Annotated in this window: 20 protein-coding genes; 19 read left to right on the top strand and 1 reads right to left on the bottom strand. The window is 52.8% G+C overall.

Features of this window, described 5'->3' with window-relative positions; translation table 11 throughout:
* The first annotated feature begins 130 nt into the window (after nucleotides 1-130).
* From rppH to ACRRUX_RS00450, 10 genes are all read left to right on the top strand, one after another.
* On the top strand, nucleotides 131-652 hold the full coding sequence (rppH, locus tag ACRRUX_RS00495; protein WP_432526223.1) for an RNA pyrophosphohydrolase: 522 nt from the start codon (nucleotides 131-133) through the stop codon (nucleotides 650-652).
* Nucleotides 653-670: 18 nt separating this feature from the next.
* Entirely contained in the window at nucleotides 671-2,911 is a 2,241-nt protein-coding gene (gene ptsP, locus ACRRUX_RS00490; protein ID WP_432526222.1) for a phosphoenolpyruvate--protein phosphotransferase, read from the top strand.
* 67 nt (nucleotides 2,912-2,978) lie between these two features.
* Nucleotides 2,979-3,779 (top strand): sulfite exporter TauE/SafE family protein, encoded by an 801-nt coding sequence (locus ACRRUX_RS00485; RefSeq protein WP_432526221.1) that lies wholly within the window; start codon nucleotides 2,979-2,981, stop codon nucleotides 3,777-3,779.
* Between the two features lie 41 nt (nucleotides 3,780-3,820).
* Complete coding sequence (gene lgt, locus ACRRUX_RS00480) at nucleotides 3,821-4,627, top strand: prolipoprotein diacylglyceryl transferase (protein ID WP_432526220.1); 807 nt, start codon at nucleotides 3,821-3,823, stop codon at nucleotides 4,625-4,627.
* Nucleotides 4,627-5,421, top strand: a complete 795-nt coding sequence (thyA, locus tag ACRRUX_RS00475) for a thymidylate synthase (protein WP_432526219.1) — start codon at nucleotides 4,627-4,629, stop codon at nucleotides 5,419-5,421. Before lgt ends, thyA begins: the two co-directional genes overlap by 1 nt.
* A gap of 121 nt (nucleotides 5,422-5,542) precedes the next feature.
* Entirely contained in the window at nucleotides 5,543-6,718 is a 1,176-nt protein-coding gene (gene nhaA / locus ACRRUX_RS00470; RefSeq protein ID WP_432526218.1) for a Na+/H+ antiporter NhaA, read from the top strand.
* Entirely contained in the window at nucleotides 6,715-7,098 is a 384-nt protein-coding gene (locus ACRRUX_RS00465) for a hypothetical protein (protein ID WP_432526216.1), read from the top strand. Before nhaA ends, ACRRUX_RS00465 begins: the two co-directional genes overlap by 4 nt.
* A gap of 76 nt (nucleotides 7,099-7,174) precedes the next feature.
* A complete protein-coding gene (gene nhaR / locus ACRRUX_RS00460) occupies nucleotides 7,175-8,083 on the top strand; it encodes a transcriptional activator NhaR (protein WP_432526215.1) in 909 nt (302 codons plus the stop codon).
* 78 nt (nucleotides 8,084-8,161) lie between these two features.
* Nucleotides 8,162-8,401 carry a succinate dehydrogenase assembly factor 2 gene (locus ACRRUX_RS00455; RefSeq protein WP_432526732.1) on the top strand — a complete coding sequence of 80 codons (240 nt, stop codon included), beginning with the start codon at nucleotides 8,162-8,164 and terminating at the stop codon, nucleotides 8,399-8,401.
* A complete protein-coding gene (locus ACRRUX_RS00450; protein WP_432526214.1) occupies nucleotides 8,382-8,813 on the top strand; it encodes a protein YgfX in 432 nt (143 codons plus the stop codon). Before ACRRUX_RS00455 ends, ACRRUX_RS00450 begins: the two co-directional genes overlap by 20 nt.
* A gap of 18 nt (nucleotides 8,814-8,831) precedes the next feature.
* On the opposite strand, the gene nadB is transcribed toward ACRRUX_RS00450, so the two are convergent.
* On the bottom strand, nucleotides 8,832-10,442 hold the full coding sequence (gene nadB / locus ACRRUX_RS00445; RefSeq protein WP_432526213.1) for an L-aspartate oxidase: 1,611 nt from the start codon (nucleotides 10,440-10,442) through the stop codon (nucleotides 8,832-8,834).
* Between the two features lie 172 nt (nucleotides 10,443-10,614).
* On the opposite strand from nadB, the gene rpoE reads away from it, so the two are divergent.
* The 9 genes from rpoE to recO all read left to right on the top strand — a co-directional run bounded on the left by rpoE (nucleotide 10,615) and on the right by recO (nucleotide 18,895).
* On the top strand, nucleotides 10,615-11,193 hold the full coding sequence (gene rpoE, locus ACRRUX_RS00440) for an RNA polymerase sigma factor RpoE (RefSeq protein ID WP_432526212.1): 579 nt from the start codon (nucleotides 10,615-10,617) through the stop codon (nucleotides 11,191-11,193).
* Between the two features lie 21 nt (nucleotides 11,194-11,214).
* Nucleotides 11,215-11,820, top strand: coding sequence for a sigma-E factor negative regulatory protein (locus ACRRUX_RS00435; RefSeq protein WP_432526211.1), 606 nt, complete (start codon nucleotides 11,215-11,217; stop codon nucleotides 11,818-11,820).
* A 13-nt stretch (nucleotides 11,821-11,833) separates the two neighbouring features.
* Nucleotides 11,834-12,778, top strand: coding sequence for a MucB/RseB C-terminal domain-containing protein (locus ACRRUX_RS00430; protein ID WP_432526209.1), 945 nt, complete (start codon nucleotides 11,834-11,836; stop codon nucleotides 12,776-12,778).
* A complete protein-coding gene (locus ACRRUX_RS00425) occupies nucleotides 12,775-13,266 on the top strand; it encodes a SoxR reducing system RseC family protein (RefSeq protein WP_432526208.1) in 492 nt (163 codons plus the stop codon). Before ACRRUX_RS00430 ends, ACRRUX_RS00425 begins: the two co-directional genes overlap by 4 nt.
* A 292-nt stretch (nucleotides 13,267-13,558) precedes the next feature.
* Entirely contained in the window at nucleotides 13,559-15,355 is a 1,797-nt protein-coding gene (lepA, locus tag ACRRUX_RS00420) for a translation elongation factor 4 (RefSeq protein ID WP_432526207.1), read from the top strand.
* Nucleotides 15,356-15,564: 209 nt separating this feature from the next.
* Complete coding sequence (gene lepB, locus ACRRUX_RS00415) at nucleotides 15,565-16,476, top strand: signal peptidase I (RefSeq protein WP_432526206.1); 912 nt, start codon at nucleotides 15,565-15,567, stop codon at nucleotides 16,474-16,476.
* Nucleotides 16,477-16,481: 5 nt separating this feature from the next.
* A complete protein-coding gene (gene rnc, locus ACRRUX_RS00410) occupies nucleotides 16,482-17,162 on the top strand; it encodes a ribonuclease III (protein ID WP_432526205.1) in 681 nt (226 codons plus the stop codon).
* Complete coding sequence (era, locus tag ACRRUX_RS00405; RefSeq protein WP_432526204.1) at nucleotides 17,159-18,181, top strand: GTPase Era; 1,023 nt, start codon at nucleotides 17,159-17,161, stop codon at nucleotides 18,179-18,181. The genes rnc and era overlap by 4 nt, the downstream gene beginning before the upstream one ends.
* A 21-nt stretch (nucleotides 18,182-18,202) precedes the next feature.
* Nucleotides 18,203-18,895, top strand: coding sequence for a DNA repair protein RecO (gene recO / locus ACRRUX_RS00400; protein WP_432526203.1), 693 nt, complete (start codon nucleotides 18,203-18,205; stop codon nucleotides 18,893-18,895).
* Nucleotides 18,896-18,980: the final 85 nt, after the last annotated feature.

Raw genomic sequence — 18,980 nt, 5'->3', positions numbered from 1 at the left:
AATTCGAATCTGTTGATAAATGTATTTACATCGGAATATTTATCCAAAAGCTCCCTAAAAATAGACGTTTGCCGAGGATGCTGCTTTGTGAAACAATCAACTTATTGAAAGTTATGTGTCTGGAGTCCATGTGATTGACAGCGACGGTTTTCGCGCAAATGTGGGCATCATAATCTGTAATAAATTTGGACAAGTCATGTGGGCCCGGCGGTTTGGTCAACATTCATGGCAATTTCCACAGGGCGGGGTGGATGACGGGGAAACGGCTGAGCAGGCCATGTACCGGGAATTATACGAGGAAGTCGGGCTCAGGCCTGAGCATGTACAAATTCTGACATCTACACGTTCCTGGCTAAGGTACAGATTGCCCAAGCGCCTGGTGCGTCAGGACAGTAAACCCGTATGTATCGGGCAAAAGCAAAAGTGGTTTTTGTTGCAACTGAAAAGCCATGAAAACGCCATCAACCTGAATTCTTCCGGCCATCCGGAATTTGATGACTGGCGTTGGGTCAGTTATTGGTATCCGGTGCGCCAGGTGGTGTCCTTTAAGCGTGACGTGTACCGAAGAGTAATGAAGGAGTTCGCCCCAACTGCATTGCCATTTCAAACGCGCGAGCCAGGTAGGCGAAGGTCTAAAACCAAAAGTGCATAATTAAGAGGGTAACGAGCGGTGCTGACGACACTCAGGGATATCACCCAGTCGGTTGCTATGTCATCAAGCCTGGAAGAGGCCCTGACGTCTTTGGTGCAGCGCACCAAGCAGGCGATGATGACCCAGTGCTGCTCGGTTTACCTGCTACAACAGCAGGATCTGGTGCTTAGTGCAACGGACGGTCTGGCGCAGGAGGCCATTGGCCGGGTCAGAATGCCGTTATCCGAAGGTCTGGTCGGTTTGGTTGCCCAGCGCGAAGAGTTGGTCAACCTCGCCAAAGCGCATCTACACCCAAGGTTCAAAATTTTCCCCGAGGCGGCAGAAGAGCATTTTCAGGCTTTTCTGGCGGCTCCCATTATTTATCAAAAGCAGGTGCTGGGCGTGATTGTGGTCCAGCAGAACAAAGCCCGTCAATTCAGCGAAGGGGAAGAGGCCTTTCTGATGACACTGGCGGCGCAATTGGCAGTGCTTATCCATTCGCTGCAAAAGAAAGTCTCCTATCAAAGCAGCGGGAACCAAACCGTAATTTATGAAGGTATCAGTGCCAGTCGCGGCATTGCCATCGCGCATGCATTGGTGCTGGGTGGGGATATTCCGCTGGAGCAGCCTGATAAAGCCTGCGTCGATACAGAAGCTGAACAAAAGCGGTTGCAACAGGCGCTGCACCGCAGTCGTGATGCTCTGAACGCCTTGCTGCAAAGGTTCGAGCGGGAAGACGACGAAGTTGGTCACATAATGAAAGCGCTGCTGGCGCTGCTGGATGAGCAGAGTCTGGGAGGCGATTATCTGGCGGAGGTTCGCAGTGGCTGGCAGGCTGAGTCGGCGGTCAGCCGGGTGTCGCTGCGGTATATAGAGCAGTTCAGCGCCATGGATGATCCTTATCTGAAAGAGCGCTCCCGTGATGTGCGGGAACTGGGGCAAAAGGTACTGCGTCAGCTCATCGAGCCCGACAAGTTGATGCTGCACCCGGATGAACCTGTGATTCTGGTCGCCCGTGAAGCCGATACCGGCTTGCTTGCCGAATTTCCCAGGCAAAAGCTCGCGGGTGTGGTGACTGAACTTGGTGGGGTGAACTCACACGCTGCGATTGTTGCCCGGGCACTGGGAGTTCCGGCCATTATCGGTATGGAACAGATTTTCAGTCGTCCACTCGACGGGCAGTTGATGGTGATCAATGCCAACCGTGGTCAGTTGCTGGTGGCGCCTGGTCCGTCGGTGATTAAGGAATACCGCAGTCTTATCGCATCGGAAAAGGCGCAGCAGCAGGAATTTGCCAGGGAACTGGATAAGCCTGCGGTTACGCTGGATAACAAACGCATTCACCTGTTTATCAACGCTGGGCTGCTCAGCGGGGTTGAGAATCAGCTGGCCGAGGCGGCGGATGGTATAGGGCTTTATCGCAGCGAAATTCCCTTTATGCTGGAGCACAGTTTTCCCAGCGAGTCGGCACAGGTCAAAGTATACCGCCAGGTGCTGAAAGCGGCCTCCCATCGTCCGGTAGTCATGCGGACTCTGGATGTCGGTGGCGATAAGCCGTTGCCTTATTTCCCTATCAAAGAAGAGAATCCCTCACTTGGCTGGCGTGGGGTGCGTTTTTCGCTGGATCATCCGGAACTGTTTTTGATCCAGTTACGGGCCATGATGCGCGCTTCGGCACTGGAGAAAGCGGCAATGTCCATTTTGCTGCCCATGGTGTCCAGTATTGATGAAATCAACATGGCGATGGCCTATTTTGACCAGGCATTTGACGAACTCAAACAGGAGTTTGGTGCCCGCACTGCCCGGCCTAAAGTCGGCATTATGCTCGAGGTTCCGGTGTTGCTGTTCCAGCTGGAGGAAATTGCCCAGCTGGTGGATTTTGTGTCGGTCGGCAGTAATGACCTGACTCAATATCTGCTGGCGGTGGATCGCAATAATCCCAGAGTCTCCGGCCTGTTTGATGCGTTTCATCCCGGGATCTTAAGGGCATTGCGCCGTGCCAGAATCGACTGTGACAAATATGGCCTGGATGTCAGTGTTTGTGGTGAGCTGGCGGGTGAGCCCATGGGCGCGCTGTTGCTGGTGGCCATGGGGTATGACCGGCTGAGTATGAACCAGGGCAGTCTGGCGATGATTAACTACCTGATGCGACGGGTTTCCTGTGAAGAGTTACAGAACCTTCTGCAGCAGGTCTTGTCTCAAACTGACGGTCAGGATGTGCGTGAAGTCGTCCGGGCATTTCTGATTTCTTTGGGCTTGGGTAACCTGGTCAATCACTGACGGATAACCTCAACCGGTTTGTTGATTACACCGCTGCTTGATAAACAATATTATTTGGGGGAATGGATTGGACACAGTGATTTGGATTTTTTCCCTGTGTGTACTGCTGGGAAGCATAGTGGGGTTTGCCGCGGGTCTGCTGGGGATTGGCGGTGGATTGATGATAGTACCGGCACTGCTTTATCTGTTACCCTCTGCCGGAGTCGACTCGGCGCATTTACCCCATGTTGCTATTGCGACATCCCTGGCGGCCATTATTCTTACCTCTTTTTCCTCGGCCAGAGCACATCAGAAGCGGGGCAATATAGACTGGCATATCCTGGCCAGATTGGCCCCCGGTATTCTGGGTGGTGCACTGTTATCCGGATTTGTGGCCAAGTTAATCCCGGCACAAACACTGCAGCAGGCGTTTGCGGTATTTGTGATCTTGATGGCCCTGCAGATGACCTTCCCGTTCAAGCCGACGCAGGGCAAAGGTTTGCCGGGGAACTGGATAGTCTTTCCGGTGACCCTGCTGGTGGCTGTGGTCGCAGGACTCATGGGGATTGGCGGGGGGGTATTGCTGGTCCCTCTGCTGAGTTTCTGGGGATTGGCCATGCGTTATGCCGTGGGGATTTCTTCAGCCATGGGGCTGCTTATTGCCATGGGCGGGACGCTGGGCTATGTGGTGGCCGGTTTGAATGCACCGGATATGCCTGCCGGCACATTGGGGTATATCTATTTGCCGGCACTGGCCGGGATTGTGACCTCCTCAGTGTTGGTGGCCCCGCTGGGGGTAGCGGCGGCATCAAGCTGGCCGACACCTGTGCTGAAGAAGATCTTTGCAGTCTTATTGATGGTGATCGGTATTAAATTAATTTTTAGCTGATCTTGGTATAGTGTTGCCCTTTTGGGCGGATTGGATGAATTATGGCGTTAACATTTCCTCAAATTGACCCTGTGATGGTGTCTTTTGGGCCATTTGAGATTTTTGGACACAGTTTCGAGCCTGCCCTGCGCTGGTATGGCTTTATGTACCTGGTTGGGTTTGTGGCGGCAATGTGGTTGTTGAACCGTTATGCCGACAGGTCAAATGGTCAGTGGACCCGGGATCAGGTGTCAGATCTGCTGTTTTATTCCTTCCTTGGGGTGATCCTGGGGGGGCGGATTGGCTATGTGATTTTCTATCATTTCGATCTGTTTCTTGCCAATCCTTTCTATCTGTTCCAGATCACTCAGGGAGGGATGTCCTTCCACGGCGGTCTTATCGGCGTGATCCTGGCGATGTTCTACATCGCCCGCAAACAGGGCCGGACTTTCTTCCAGGTCTCCGATATGGTGGCGCCTGTGGTGCCTATTGGTCTGGGAGCCGGCCGCATTGGTAACTTTATTAACGGTGAACTGTGGGGCCGGGTGACCGATGTTCCCTGGGGCATGGTATTCCCAGGCGCAGGCCCGTTGCCACGTCATCCATCGCAGTTATATCAGTTCGCGCTGGAAGGGGTTGCCTTGTTCCTGCTGCTGTATTTCTACAGCCGCAAACCACGACAGACGGGCGCTATCTCAGGAATGTTCCTGCTGGGATATGGTATTTTCCGGTGCATCGTTGAGACGGTGCGTCAGCCTGATTCTCAGCTGGGCTTTTATTTTGGTTTTATGACCATGGGGCAGATCCTGTCTATCCCCATGATTCTTTTTGGTTTGTACTTGATTTTCCGTAAACAGGACGCGAAGTAATGCAACAGTATCTCGATTTAATGCAGCATATTCTGGACAAAGGCACAGACAAATCTGATCGCACCGGTACCGGTACCCGCTCAGTGTTTGGCTATCAGATGCGCTTTGACCTGAATAAAGGCTTTCCGCTGGTGACCACCAAGAAATGCCATCTGCGCTCCATCATTCATGAACTGTTGTGGTTCCTCAATGGCGATACCAATATCCAGTATCTGAAAGACAATAAGGTGTCGATCTGGGATGAGTGGGCGGACGACAAAGGCGATCTGGGACCGGTTTATGGTGCCCAATGGCGCAGCTGGCCGACACCTGGTGGCGATAGCATCGACCAGATAAGCCAGGTGATTGAGCAGATTAAGTCGCAGCCGGATTCCCGTCGTCTGATAGTCTCAGCCTGGAATGTGTCTGAGCTGGACAAGATGGCGCTGGCACCCTGTCACGCGTTTTTCCAGTTCTATGTTGCCGATGGCAAGTTGTCCTGTCAGCTGTATCAGCGCAGCTGCGATGTGTTTCTCGGACTGCCGTTCAACATTGCAAGTTATGCCCTGCTGACCATGATGGTGGCGCAGCAGTGCGATCTGCAACTGGGGGATTTCGTCTGGACCGGCGGGGATACTCACCTGTACTCAAATCATATGGAGCAGACGGCGTTGCAGCTGAGCCGTGAGCCCAGAGCACTGCCAACCATGACCATCCTGCGTAAGCCAGAGTCAATTTTTGATTATCGCTTTGAGGATTTTGAGCTGACCGGTTACGACCCTCATCCCCATATCAAGGCACCGGTCGCCATTTGATTTTTGGGTGTTCTGCCAGAGGACACCTCGGAATTTCCGATGTTTTACGTAGAAACTTGCGATTTTTGATAAAAACAAAATTTAGCTAGACTCACAACATGTTGAAATTTCGGAGTGTCTTATGGAAAGGGCAATTAGGAACTTTTTAAGTCAGGAATCAGCAGGGGGTATTCTGCTGCTGATTGCCGTTGCGCTGGCCATGTTAATGGCCAACTCCCCCCTCTCATGGCTGTATGCCGGTTTTTTGGATACCCCTATGCAGGTGCGCTTTGGTGCACTGGACATAGATAAGCCTTTATTGCTGTGGATTAACGATGGTCTGATGGCCTTGTTTTTCCTGTTGATTGGTCTTGAGGTTAAGCGAGAGCTGCTTGAAGGCGCGCTGTCCAGCGTGTCCAAAGCATCATTACCGACCATTGCAGCCATCGGTGGCATGTTGATGCCGGCAGCCTTTTATCTGCTGTTTAACTTTGATGATCCTGTAACCCGAGTGGGCTGGGCCATTCCCGCCGCGACTGATATCGCGTTCGCGCTGGGGATCATGGCACTGCTGGGCAGCCGGGTGCCTGTGGCGCTCAAGGTGTTTTTGCTGGCGCTGGCCATCATTGATGACCTGGGTGTGATTGTGATTATCGCACTGTTCTACAGCAACGAATTGTCGATGTTGAGTCTGGTGATTGCGGCAATCGCCATGACAGGTTTGTTCGCCCTTAACCGCCGGGGGATCACTTCGCTGGCCCCCTATGGCGTGGTTGGTTTGATCCTCTGGGTCGCTGTGCTTAAGTCAGGTGTTCATGCGACGTTGGCCGGGGTGATCATCGCCTTCGCCATTCCGCTGCGGGCCAAAGATGGCAGTTCGCCGTCCGAGCATCTGGAACATAGCCTGCATCCCTGGAGCACCTTTATGATCCTGCCGATCTTTGCGTTTGCCAACGCCGGGGTGCCATTGGTCAATATGAGCCTGGATACGTTGTTTTCACCGGTTCCCATGGGGATTGCCATGGGGCTGCTGCTGGGTAAGCCGATTGGGGTGATGCTGTTCAGTTTCGCGGCGGTGAAACTGAAACTGGCTGAATTGCCTGAAGGTATCACCTGGCGCCACATCTTCCCGGTAGCGGTGATGTGCGGAATTGGCTTTACCATGTCGATGTTTATCGCGTCACTGGCATTTACCCATGGCGCTGATAACTATGGTGATCTGGCGAGACTGGGGATTCTGATGGGCTCTATGCTGGCAGCCATTATCGGTTATCTGTGGCTGTCCAAAGTACTGCCTGAACAAGGAGAAAAAGCATGAAAATAAGGATACTCGCGGCGACTTGTTTGTTGGGGCTGTCAACGCTGGCTCAGGCTGAACCTTTAAGCGCCTGTAATCAGGACAGCAGATCAGCTGAATGTCAGGCCTATCTGCAGGGAATTGTCGATGGTGCGCTGATCTACAAAACCAGTGCGATGGGAGCTCGTCTGGAGACCGATGGCTATGAGTCCAGGGCATTGAAATATCGTGGGGGCAAGCGCTATCAGGAGGCCAACCGCATGTTCTGCGCCAACCGATTGCCCAATCGCGATACACTGGTTTCAGCGGTCACTGAGGTGGTCTCCTCCGGGGAAATCAAGGATGTTTCGACACTTGAGCAGGCCGTGCGCAGTTTGCTGGATTGTCAGCGCCTTAACTGATGGGCCTGAATAGGCTATTATCCAAGCCGCTCAGTTGAGCGGCTTTTTCTTTGCTGTCAGGACGCTGGAATACGGAATGTCACATCTCAACTATAACCATCTGTATTATTTCTGGATGGTAAAACGTAAGGGGTCAGTTACCAAAGCTGCGGACGCACTGTGTCTGACGCCGCAAACAGTGACCGGCCAGATCCGTGCGCTGGAGGGCCGCCTGAACGGCGAATTATTCAAACGGGTAGGGCGTAATCTCGAGGCGACAGAGCTGGGCGAGCTGGTTTTTCGCTATGCCGATAAGATGTTCAATCTCAGCTATGAAATGCTGGATTTGCTGAATTATCAGGAAGATGAGCAGGTGCTGTTTGAAGTGGGCATTGCCGATGCACTGTCCAAAGCGCTGTCGAGCCGGATTTTGTTGTCCGTGGTACCACCCGATGGCAGTTTGCGCCTGGCCTGCTATGAGTCAACTCATGAAGACTTGATGCGGCGTCTGCGGGATCACAAGTTGGATATGATCCTGTCCGATTGTGCCGGAGAATCACTCAAATACCCTGAAATTCTGTCCAAAAAACTGGGTGAGTGCGGTGTTGGCTTTTTCTGTGCTCATCCGGTCGAGGGCGATTTTCCCGCTTGTCTGGAAAGTGAACCCTTGTTGATCCCCAGCCGTCGGACATCGCTTGGTCAGCAACTTTATCGCTGGTTTGATGACAACGGATTGCAGGTTAACATTCTGGGCGAATTCGACGACTCAGCGATGATGAAGGCCTTCGGCTTCTTCAAACAGGGGATTTTTGTCGCACCATCCATCTATAAACAGGATATTTTTCAGCAAAATATTGCGCTGATTGGGGAGACCTCTGAAGTACGGCAGGAGTATCATGTGATGTTCGCCGAGCGAATGATCCAGCATCCTGCGCTGAAGCGTTTGTTGCGTACCGAATTCAACGTGTTGTTTGCGGGTGAGGATGCCCGGGTGAAATCCCTGTGACGCCGGCTCGATTTTCATCTGTCAGGTTGATACACTTGCTGCACTATAATAAAAAGGAGTTTTCAAGTGTCTGATTTAATGAGTACTTCCCGGATTAAATGGGCTTGTCGCCGGGGGATGCTGGAGTTGGATGTGTTGTTCCAGCCTTTTGTCGAAAATCGCTATGAAGACCTGTCGGCAGAAGACAAGCAGCTGTTTGCCAGACTCCTTTCCTGTGAAGATCCTGAGTTGTTTGCCTGGTTTATGGGGCATGAGCAGTGTCCTGATCCAGAGCTCGCTAGGATGGTGAACGAAGTCCGTGGTCGCGCCGCGCCTTAAGTTTCATTTTACCCCGTCTTTGTGGCAGCGCCTGTCCCTGCTGGGCGTTGCTCTCTTGGCTCTGGCCAGCTATCTGCTTTGGCCTGTCGCTTATATTCCTCTGTTTGGTTGGCTGAAATGGGCGCTGTTTGGGTTGACGCTCGGGTATTTTCTGTGGCTTTGGCAGCATCTGAAAAACTGGCAGTGTGATTTTTCGGTGTCGGCCGACGGCAGTGCCTTTTGTGTCGATGGTAAACCGCTTGATATTAAGCCGGTGTGGATTAGTCCGCTGATCATACTGCTGCACATCAGTGATGGTAAGCAGACATCTGCCTGCTTTATTTTCAGGGATATGCTCAGTGACAGTGAATACCGCAGTTTGTGTCGCTGGCTTTATAGTCATAAAAAATCAGGGAGCACCAAGGCTCCCTGAATTATATGCAGTACCGACTTATACCGGCTGAAGTATGGTTGGCTGAGGATTGGCCAGTGTTTCAGGATGATCCAGATTGCAGTGCAACCCTCGGCTTTCCTTGCGCGACATGGCGCAGCGAATAATAAGTTCTGCCACCTGCACCAGATTTCGCAGCTCCAGCAGGTTGTTGCTGACCCGGAAATTGGAGTAGTACTCATTAATTTCCTGCTGTAACAGCTGTACCCGCCGCAGTGCGCGCTCCAGACGTTTGTCAGTACGTACTATGCCGACATAGTCCCACATGAACAGCCGCAATTCATGCCAGTTGTGGGCGATAACCACTTCTTCATCTGAATTACACACCTGACTTTCATCCCAGGCAGGCAGTGGACCTGGCATTGGGATTTTATTCAGCTGACTCTCAATATCTTCGGCGGCGGCGCGGGCAAATACCAAACACTCCAGTAAAGAGTTACTGGCCAGACGATTGGCGCCGTGCAGGCCGGTATAAGCCACTTCACCAATGGCGTACAGACCGTTGAGATCGGTCTGGCCATGCAGATCTGTCATCACTCCACCACAGGTATAGTGGGCGGCCGGTACGACGGGGATAGGTTCTTTGGTGATGTCTATGCCCAGCGCAATACAACGCTGATAGATAGTGGGGAAGTGTTTAATCACAAACTCTTCCGGCTTGTGACTGATATCCAGATAGACGCAGTCAGCGCCCAGACGCTTCATTTCAAAGTCGATGGCCCGGGCAACGATATCCCGCGGCGCCAGCTCGGCCCTTTCATCAAATTCCGGCATAAAGCGGCTGCCATCCGGGCGGCGCAAATAAGCGCCTTCACCGCGCAGCGCTTCGGTAAGCAGGAAGTTTCTTGCTTCTGCATGGTACAGACAGGTCGGATGGAACTGATTGAATTCCATATTGGCGACCCGGCAACCGGCACGCCAGGCCATGGCAATACCATCACCGCTGGCAATGTCCGGATTGGAGGTGTACTGATACACCTTGGAACTGCCGCCTGTGGCCAGCGCAACAAAACGTGCTCTGACCGTTTCCACATGTTCGGCGTTGCGATTCCAGATGTAAGCGCCCACTACCCGGTTACCGCTGCGGCCCAGCTTTTTGGTAGTGATAAGATCGATGGCGTTGTAGCGTTCAAGCACAGTGATATTGGGGTGCGCCAGCGCGCGCTCCTGCAGCGTCAGCTGGACTTCTTTGCCGGTGGCATCGGCAGCATGGAAAATCCGGCGATGGCTGTGGCCGCCTTCGCGGGTCAGGTGATAAGGTGCATCGTCCTGGTTGGCAAAACCTTCTTCTTTATCGAAGGCGACGCCGGTTTCAATAAGCCATTGCATGGCGCTTTTGGCGTTGGCTGCGGTGTAGGTCACCACAGTTTCATCGCACAGTCCGGCGCCCGCGACCAGGGTGTCAGCGACATGGGATTCGATGGTGTCCTCTTCATCATCGAAGACAGATGCAATCCCGCCCTGGGCGTAATAGGTTGAGCCCTCAGACAGTGGGCCTTTGGATAACAGAATCACCTTGGCGCGTTCGGCAAGGTGCAGAGCCAGAGTCAGACCGGCGGCACCGCTGCCGATCACCAGCAGGTCAGATTGGTGTTCAACTGCTTGTTTCATCGGGTATCATGATGGCGTTGTAGGTTTGCTTATGGTAAACCATGTTGTCGCTTCGGGATGCGAAATTTTTTTAATAGATTCCAGAACTTTTTCATCAGGTGTCAGTCTACATAAGTGAATGAGATTCGAGCGACTGGAAATTCAGTAAGTTAATCGGGAGAAGTCGGCTCGGATGAGTGGACAAGACAGTGATCTGCAACTCGTAGAGCGGGTGCAGCGCGGCGATAAAAACGCATTCAATTTGTTGGTGCATAAATATCAGGGCAAAGTGATTAATCTGATTGCCCGGTATATTCGCAATCAGGCTGATGTAGCCGATGTGGCGCAGGAAGCATTTATTAAGGCTTACAGAGCCTTACCCAATTTCAGGGGCGAGAGTGCTTTTTATACCTGGTTGTACCGCATTGCGGTAAACACCGCCAAAAATCATCTGGCTGCACAGGGGCGCAGAACGCCGGCCAATGATGTGGATGCGGAAGAAGCCGAATATTATGATGGTGCCGATGCACTCAAAGAGGTGGACTCTCCGGAGCGCCTGTTGTTATCGGACGAAATACGCGCGGTAGTGTTTGAAACCCTGGAAACGCTGCCGGAAGAATTAAGAATGGCAATCACCCTGCGTGAGCTGGACGGAATGAGCTATGAGGATATTGCCAAAGTAATGGACTCCCCGGTCGGAACGGTACGTTCCCGTATATTCCGCGCCCGGGAGGCGATAGACAAAAAGCTCCAGCCGTTGCTGGAAAATTGATGAAGAGCAAACAGGTGCACAATGGATAAATCAGGTCAGGAGTGGGTATCTGCAGCTGTAGATGGCGAGGTCGATGGACAGGCCATAGCAGATCTAACAGCCGATACTGAATCTCACGAGAAATGGCGTAACTATCATCTGATCGGTGATGCCATGCGGGGTGAGCTGCCTCAGACAATCAATCTGGATCTTTCTGCCCGTATTGCTTTGGCACTGGATGATGAGCCTGCAATCGTGGCTCCCAGAGTGACAGTGAGTCAGGTTGCTAGTGATGAACAGCCCAAAGGTAAAGTGATCCCGCTGTTTAAACAGTTTGGTCAATATGCCATTGCGGCAAGTGTGGCACTGGTTGCTGTGGTTGGCGTGCAAAATTATCAGCAAGCCGGTACTGAGCAGGAGCCTTTGTCAGTATTGTCGACCCGCCCACTGGTGGGCAGTGCGTCGCCCGTGAGTCTGCAAACCGGTCCGGTACAGCAGGTGACATCTCAGGGTATGAGTAACGATCAGATGTATGAGCAGCGTCGCCGCCTCAATACCTATATTCAGGATCATATGTTGCAGCAAAGGTTGAATTCCGGCACTGCGCTGGATGACAATACCGTTATCGTGCCTGGCCACCAACATTGATTTAGGAGCCGTTTTGCGTATTTTTTTGCTGGCTCTGCTGATAGCCGCCTTCCCGGCGGCTTCTGCACAACAGGAGCTGTCCGCCAAATCCTGGCTTGAGCATATGAGTGATGCGCTCAGCCAACAGCAGTTCAAAGTTTCCCTTATTCATCTTCAGGCGGATCATATCCGGCCACTGGTTTATCTTCATGGTAAGGTCGATGGCAAAGACGTCGCCTTCCTTGAACATCTCAACGGACCACCAAAAAATGCCGTGCGTGTCGGTGATACCGTGACCTTTCTGGAACATGATCAGCCCGCATACAGCGTGACCGCTTCGCGTATTCAGGGGGTTTGGCCTGCCGCATTTTCAGAAAATATTGATGCGCTGGAAACCGGCTATGAATTCGTACTGGGTGGTCGCAGCCGTATTGCCGGTCGTCCGGGGCAGATGATCCGTATTATTCCCAAGGATAAGCATCGTTACGCCCATCAGGTGTGGGTCGATATGGAAAGCTATTTGCCATTACGTTATGACCTGATGACGGACGATAAACAACTCATCGAACAGATGATGGCCGTCGAGCTTATCCTGCTGCAAACGCCACCGGCATTGTTGCAGGAGGCCGCAGAAGAGGAGTGGCCTGCGGTGATCAACAGCGCTGAACGTGCCGATGGCCAGAACTGGCAGTTCACCTGGTTGCCGGCCGGGTTTGATGTCACTGTGCGCGATCATCATCGTCTTATCGGCAGCCAGGAAGCCGTTGAGTACGTCGGTCTGAGTGACGGGCTGGTGAATGTATCCGTGTATGTTGCCAGAGCCTCCGATACACAGTTACCCGAAGAGTTGGTGACCCGCAGCGGGCTGTCGCTGGTGACCGAAAGTCGCGGTAATGCTGAAATTGTGGTGATGGGTAAAATGCCGCCTGAAACCCTTAAGCGGATTGCCGATAGTCTGCGTCTGGATGCTCAGCCATGATGGAGCAAAAGGCCCGGGTGATTGGTCAGGACAGTCCCGATTGGGTATTGGTTGAGGTCGAAATGAAAAGCGCCTGCAACCATTGTGATAACAGTGACAATTGCGGAACCGGCTCGGTTGCCAAGGCTTTTTCAGCTAAATTGCAGCAGTTTGCGGTGCCGGCCGGCAGGCAATATCAAGTGGGTGATATGCTCAAACTGGGCTTGCCGGAATCGGTAGTATTAAAGTCTGCAGCGCTGGTGTATTTACCGCCGTTGTTTGGCTTGCTGGCAGGCGGTCTCATGGGACAGTGGCTGGCCACATTCAACGGATGGTCAGCCAACACACTGGCAATGTTCGGCGGATTGACCGGTGCCTTGCTTTGCTGGTGGCTGGGTAAACGTGGCGCCCGTCGTCTGGAAGCGGATGCTCAGCCAGTTATTCTGGCTTATCTGGGAAAAGAACTGGCCGAAGCGGACTGCTGTGCGGCTGAAACCAACGCCCACTAACCATGGATGCGGCGGCCGCTGGTCGGTTGCTGCCCGGGTGTTGTCGGACTCCTGACCTGTCATTGATTGTGATTGGTATTGCCCCCCTAATCAGGTACAATTTCGCACCTTTACAAAGAATCCATTTTTCAGCTCAGCCTTTGCAGTGGTTCGGGAGTCGAAGAAAACCGATTGGTTATAGCTAACTTGCTGATCAAAAAAGTTTTCTTTTTTCCGGGTGAAGAAACTGTCTTCAGGTGTGGTGACACTGACAGCAAGGCCCGAGATTTTCAAGTTGAGTGAAAAGAAATCCATGATTAACAAGAATATTCGAAATTTTTCGATTATTGCTCATATTGACCACGGTAAGTCGACCCTGTCGGATCGTCTTATTCAGGTATGTGGTGGCCTGACCGATCGTGAAATGGCAGAGCAGGTGCTCGATTCCATGGATCTGGAGCGGGAGCGCGGCATTACCATTAAAGCCCAGAGCGTGACCCTGGACTACAAAGCCAGAAATGGTGAAACCTATCAACTGAACTTCATTGATACCCCGGGACATGTGGATTTCTCCTACGAGGTATCCCGCTCACTGGCTGCCTGTGAAGGTGCTCTGCTGGTGGTGGATGCCGGTCAGGGCGTGGAAGCGCAGACACTGGCGAACTGCTATACCGCTCTGGATATGGATCTGGAAGTGGTGCCTGTGCTGAACAAAATCGACCTGCCTCAGGCTGAGCCTGAGCGTGTCGCCAAAGAAATTGAAGACATAGTCGGCATTGAAGCTCAGGATGCCGTGCGCTGCTCGGCCAAAACCGGTCTGGGCGTGGAAGATGTGCTGGAAACCATCGTTGCACACATTCCAGCTCCGGAAGGTGATACTGAAGCGCCGCTGCAGGCTCTGATCATCGACTCCTGGTTTGACTCCTATCTGGGGGTTGTCTCCCTGGTGCGTATCAAGAATGGCAGCCTGAAGAAGGGTGACAAGTTCAAGGTGATGAGCACAGGTCAGACTTACAATGCGGACCGCGTCGGCATCTTCACTCCCAAGATGAAAGATCAGGACGAGCTGAAAACCGGTCAGGTAGGTTATGTGATCGCTGGCATCAAAGAGATCCATGGTGCACCTGTGGGGGATACCCTGACCCTGGCCAAGCATGGCGCAGAAAAGCCGCTGCCAGGCTTCAAGAAAGCCAAGCCACAGGTGTACGCCGGGGTGTTTACCATCTCCACCGATGATTATGAAAACTTCCGTGACGCGCTCAATAAACTGAGCCTCAATGATGCTTCTTTGCATTTTGAACCGGAAACGTCATCGGCGCTGGGCTTTGGTTTCCGTATTGGTTACCTGGGTCTGCTGCACATGGAGATCATTCAGGAACGTCTGGAGCGTGAATACAATCTGGATCTGATCACCACGGCGCCAACCGTAGAGTACGAAGTGCTGCTGACCAACGGTGAAACCGTGTACGTGGACAACCCGTCTGATCTGCCGGCGCTGAACTATATCGAAGAGATGCGCGAGCCGATCGTGCAGGCCAATATTCTGGTACCCAAAGAGTATTTGGGTAACGTGATCACTTTGTGTGTGGAAAAGCGTGGTATACAGAAGAACATGGTTTACCACGGTAACCAGGTGGCGCTGACCTATGATATTCCGGCCGCCGAAGTGGTGATGGACTTTTTCGACCGCCTGAAGTCAACCAGCCGTGGTTATGCTTCGCTGGAATACAACTTCATCCGCTTTGAACCTGCTGATATGGTGCGTCTGGACGTACTGATCAACGGTGATCGTGTGGATGCGCTGGCGATGATCATTCACCGCTCCAACATCCGTCACAAGGGGATTGCCCTGGTGGAGAAGATGAAAGAGCTGATCCCGCGGCAGATGTTTGATATCGCCATTCAGGCGGCGGTGGGTAGCCAGATTGTGGCGCGCTCAACCGTAAAAGCGCTTCGTAAGGACGTGACCGCCAAGTGTTATGGTGGTGACGTTTCCCGTAAGAAGAAACTGCTGCAGAAGCAGAAAGAAGGTAAAAAGCGCATGAAGCAGCTGGGTAACGTGGAGGTGCCTCAGGAGGCCTTCCTGGCGGTACTTAAGCTGAACGATTGATGCTTGATACACTGGCGCCGCGATAAGCGGCGCTTTGGTTAGTTGGCTTCGCAAACTGCGAGCCAGCTATGCCAATAGCATTGGATTGTTGTATTTGGTTTTGCTTAATCAGCCAAATTCCTGAATGATAACTGTCTAATGCAATTGGTATATTGCCGATACCGGGTCAGGGTGACCTTATTTTTTGATGGCAGGAGTAATTTCATAATATGGCGGCCTATTTTTCATTAATTCTGGTGATTGCCACACTGGCGACCGGGCTTATCTGGGCTTATGACGCCGCGTTTCTGGCGCCCAAACGTCGGCAGAAGCTGGCATTGGCTGAGGCCGGTGGCGAGATCTCCGATGAAGCAAAGCAGCATATTCTGCGTGAAAGCACACTGGTAGAAACCTCTCACTCAGTATTTCCGGTGATTGCGTTTGTACTGGTGCTGCGCTCATTCATTTATGAACCGTTTCAGATTCCGTCTGGCTCTATGATGCCAACTTTGCTGGTTGGGGATTTTATTCTGGTGGAGAAGTTCAGCTATGGTCTGCGCGATCCGGTATGGCGCAGTAAGCTGGTGGAAACCGGCGAGCCAGAGCGTGGTGATGTAGCCGTATTCAAGTTTCCTGAAGATACCCGGGTTGATTACATCAAGCGGGTTATCGGCCTGCCCGGTGACAAGGTGATTTACCGTAATAAGCAGTTGTGGATCCAGCCCAAGTGTGAAGTCGGTGCCGATTGTCCACCACCTCAGCTGGTACCGAGGGTGGAAGTGAATCGCGGCGAGTTTGTGCAGGATGGTATTCCGCTGCTGAAATACAAAGAGCAATTGGGTGAAGTCACCCATGATATTCTGATTAACCCTGCCCGCGGTGAGATGGAGCAGTTCTTCTACCGTCAGGGCGACTTGCCTGTGGGTGAGTGGATTGTGCCGCAAGGCCAGTACTTTGTGCTGGGTGACAATCGCGACAACAGTCGTGACAGCCGCTTCTGGGGCTTTGTGCCCGAGGCCAATTTGGTGGGTAAGGCCGTGGCTATCTGGATCAGCTTTGAGTTTGATCGCCAGCCTTCCGATCTGCTGCCAACCTGGGTGCCTTCAGGTGTAAGATTTAACCGTATTGGTGCAATTCATTAAGCGTTATGGAACCGATTAAAAATTTTCCCCGTCTGTGTCGTATTATCGGCTACGAGTTCAACCAGCTTGAGCTGTTGACACAGGCGTTGACCCACAGAAGTGCGGCCAACAAACACAACGAGCGCCTGGAGTTTCTGGGCGACTCCATTCTGTCCATCGTCATCTCCGATGCCTTGTACCATCAGTTTCCCAAGGCAACTGAAGGTGATTTGAGCCGGATGCGTGCCACCCTGGTGCGCGGTGATACCCTGGCGAAAATCGCCCAGGAGTTCAAACTGGGTGAGTACTTGCACCTGGGGCCGGGTGAGCTGAAAAGTGGCGGTCATCGCCGCGAATCCATTCTGGCGGATGCTGTGGAAGCCATTATTGGCGCCATCTATCTGGACTCAGATCTGGAAACCTGTCGGGCGCTGCTGCTTAACTGGTATCGTGACCGATTGGAGCACATTCAACCAGGTGTGAACCAGAAAGATGCCAAGACTCAGTTGCAGGAATACCTGCAGGGATTCAAAAAGCCATTGCCTGACTATCAGGTAGTGAAGGTCGAGGGCGAGGCCCATGACCAGACATTTACTGTTGAGTGCCGGGTCATCGAACTGTCCGAGTCTGTGGTTGGCGTCGGCAGTTCCCGCCGCAAAGCCGAACAAATGGCGGCGGCTCAGGTACTGGAGTTATTGAAGAAATGAGTGAAAAAGACTTGCCACAGCAACCGGATACGGAATTGCCGGACGCGCAGGCCAACGAGCCTTCGCTGGATGAATTGCTGGCAAGGATGAATCAGGGTCACAGTGGTGCGCCTCACTATGAGGTGACCTACTGCGGTATGGTGGCCATTGTCGGTCGCCCCAACGTGGGTAAATCCACCCTGCTTAATCGCCTGCTGGGTCAGAAGATCAGTATCACTTCGCGCAAGCCGCAGACGACCCGTCACCGTATTATGGGCATCCATACCGAAGGTCCACGGCAAATCGTGTTCGTGGATACACCGGGACTGCACATTGAAGAGAAGCGCGCTATTAACCGTTTGATGAACCGTGCTGCAGCCAGTTCTCTGGCGGATGTGTCCATGGTGATCTTTGTGGTCGATGGCATGACCTGGACTGCTGATGATGACATGGTGCTCAACAAGCTGCGCCGTGGCAATGACGATCGCAAAATTGTGCTGGCAATCAATAAGGTTGATTACATTAAGGACAAGGAAGCGCTGTTTCCTTATCTGCAGGAACTGGGTGAGAAGTTCCAGTTTGATGAAATTCTGCCTATCTCTGCCAAGCAGGGCACCAACGTTCAGCGTTTGCTGGATCTGGCGTCGGAATCCCTGCCTGAGTCACCTTTCTTCTTCCCGGAAGACTATGTGACCGACCGCTCCCAGCGCTTTATGGCATCAGAAATCGTGCGTGAGAAACTGATGCGTTTTCTGGGTGATGAACTGCCTTACGATGCCACCGTGGAGATCGAGCAGTTCAAGATGATGGAAAACGGGGTCTACCAGATTAACGCCCTGATCCTGGTGGAGCGCACCGGTCAGAAGCGCATGGTGATCGGTAACAAGGGTGAACGTATCCGCACCATCGCCACTGAAGCCCGCAAAGACATGGAGCGCCTGTTTGATAACAAGGTGTTCCTGGAAGTCTGGGTGAAAGTCAAATCCGGCTGGGCCGATGACGAGCGCGCTTTGCGCAGTCTCGGTTATGGCGAAGACTAACCTGCATCCGGGACAGCGCTGATGGAACGTGGCTATGTCCTGCACTCCCGCCCCTACCGTGAATCCAGTGTGATAGCGAATCTGCTGGTTGACGGTGTAGGGCGTGTTGATGCCGTTGTCCGTCTGGGCAGCGGCAAACGCAGCCTGAAAAGTATTATCCAGCCTTTTCAGCCTTTGCTGTTTTCCCTTTCCGGCCGCGGCGACCTTAAAACCCTGTCGCAGGTTGAACCTATGTCACCGGCAATCCCCCTTAATGGCGACAGCCTTTACGCCGGCATGTACCTGAATGAGCTGTTGATTCGGCTACTGCAACATGGTGGAGAGTCGTTATTTCTGGTGTACCACAGAGCGTTGATGGTGCTCGCTCGCGAGTTTGGCGAGACGCAGCTGAGGTTAGTGGAACTTGCGCTGCTCAAAGAGCTGGGATGCATGCCGTCATTGACTGTAGATGGTGCCGGCCAGCGCATTATTCCTGACGGACGCTATCAATATCTGCCGGAGCAGGGATTCTGGCCGCTGATGGACGGTGTCGGTGAGGTGCGTTGCTGGTGTGGCAATGCGTTGCTTGCGCTGGAAAACTCACACATTTCGACTGAAGATCTGCCCGCCCTTAAAGCCCTGATGCGATTGCTGCTGCATCCGTTACTGGGGGACAAACCGCTGCGCAGTCGCGCGCTGTTTGCCGGGCGACGCTCTCCCTCTGCCGGCAGTTGAGTCGGTTGCCTCACTTCTGTGGTCTGTATTGCGCGCTATGTGAATCGACGCCGGGTATTTTTTTCCCGTGGTATGAGTACAATAG

It is taken from the genome of Shewanella sp. GXUN23E, from assembly GCF_050865035.1.
Taxonomy (GTDB): domain Bacteria; phylum Pseudomonadota; class Gammaproteobacteria; order Enterobacterales; family Shewanellaceae; genus Shewanella.
Note: the sequence above shows the minus strand (reverse complement) of the source record. Positions and strands in the feature narration are given on the sequence as shown.

Coding starts and splice junctions, on each gene's coding strand:
- lgt (WP_432526220.1), top strand. CDS start 3,821: ATGGCGTTAACATTTCCTCAAATTGACCCTGTGATGGTGTCTTTTGGG.
- thyA (WP_432526219.1), top strand. CDS start 4,627: ATGCAACAGTATCTCGATTTAATGCAGCATATTCTGGACAAAGGCACA.
- nhaA (WP_432526218.1), top strand. CDS start 5,543: ATGGAAAGGGCAATTAGGAACTTTTTAAGTCAGGAATCAGCAGGGGGT.
- ACRRUX_RS00465 (WP_432526216.1), top strand. CDS start 6,715: ATGAAAATAAGGATACTCGCGGCGACTTGTTTGTTGGGGCTGTCAACG.
- nhaR (WP_432526215.1), top strand. CDS start 7,175: ATGTCACATCTCAACTATAACCATCTGTATTATTTCTGGATGGTAAAA.
- ACRRUX_RS00455 (WP_432526732.1), top strand. CDS start 8,162: ATGAGTACTTCCCGGATTAAATGGGCTTGTCGCCGGGGGATGCTGGAG.
- nadB (WP_432526213.1), bottom strand. CDS start 10,442: ATGAAACAAGCAGTTGAACACCAATCTGACCTGCTGGTGATCGGCAGC.
- rpoE (WP_432526212.1), top strand. CDS start 10,615: ATGAGTGGACAAGACAGTGATCTGCAACTCGTAGAGCGGGTGCAGCGC.
- ACRRUX_RS00435 (WP_432526211.1), top strand. CDS start 11,215: ATGGATAAATCAGGTCAGGAGTGGGTATCTGCAGCTGTAGATGGCGAG.
- ACRRUX_RS00425 (WP_432526208.1), top strand. CDS start 12,775: ATGATGGAGCAAAAGGCCCGGGTGATTGGTCAGGACAGTCCCGATTGG.
- lepA (WP_432526207.1), top strand. CDS start 13,559: ATGATTAACAAGAATATTCGAAATTTTTCGATTATTGCTCATATTGAC.
- lepB (WP_432526206.1), top strand. CDS start 15,565: ATGGCGGCCTATTTTTCATTAATTCTGGTGATTGCCACACTGGCGACC.
- rnc (WP_432526205.1), top strand. CDS start 16,482: ATGGAACCGATTAAAAATTTTCCCCGTCTGTGTCGTATTATCGGCTAC.
- era (WP_432526204.1), top strand. CDS start 17,159: ATGAGTGAAAAAGACTTGCCACAGCAACCGGATACGGAATTGCCGGAC.
- recO (WP_432526203.1), top strand. CDS start 18,203: ATGGAACGTGGCTATGTCCTGCACTCCCGCCCCTACCGTGAATCCAGT.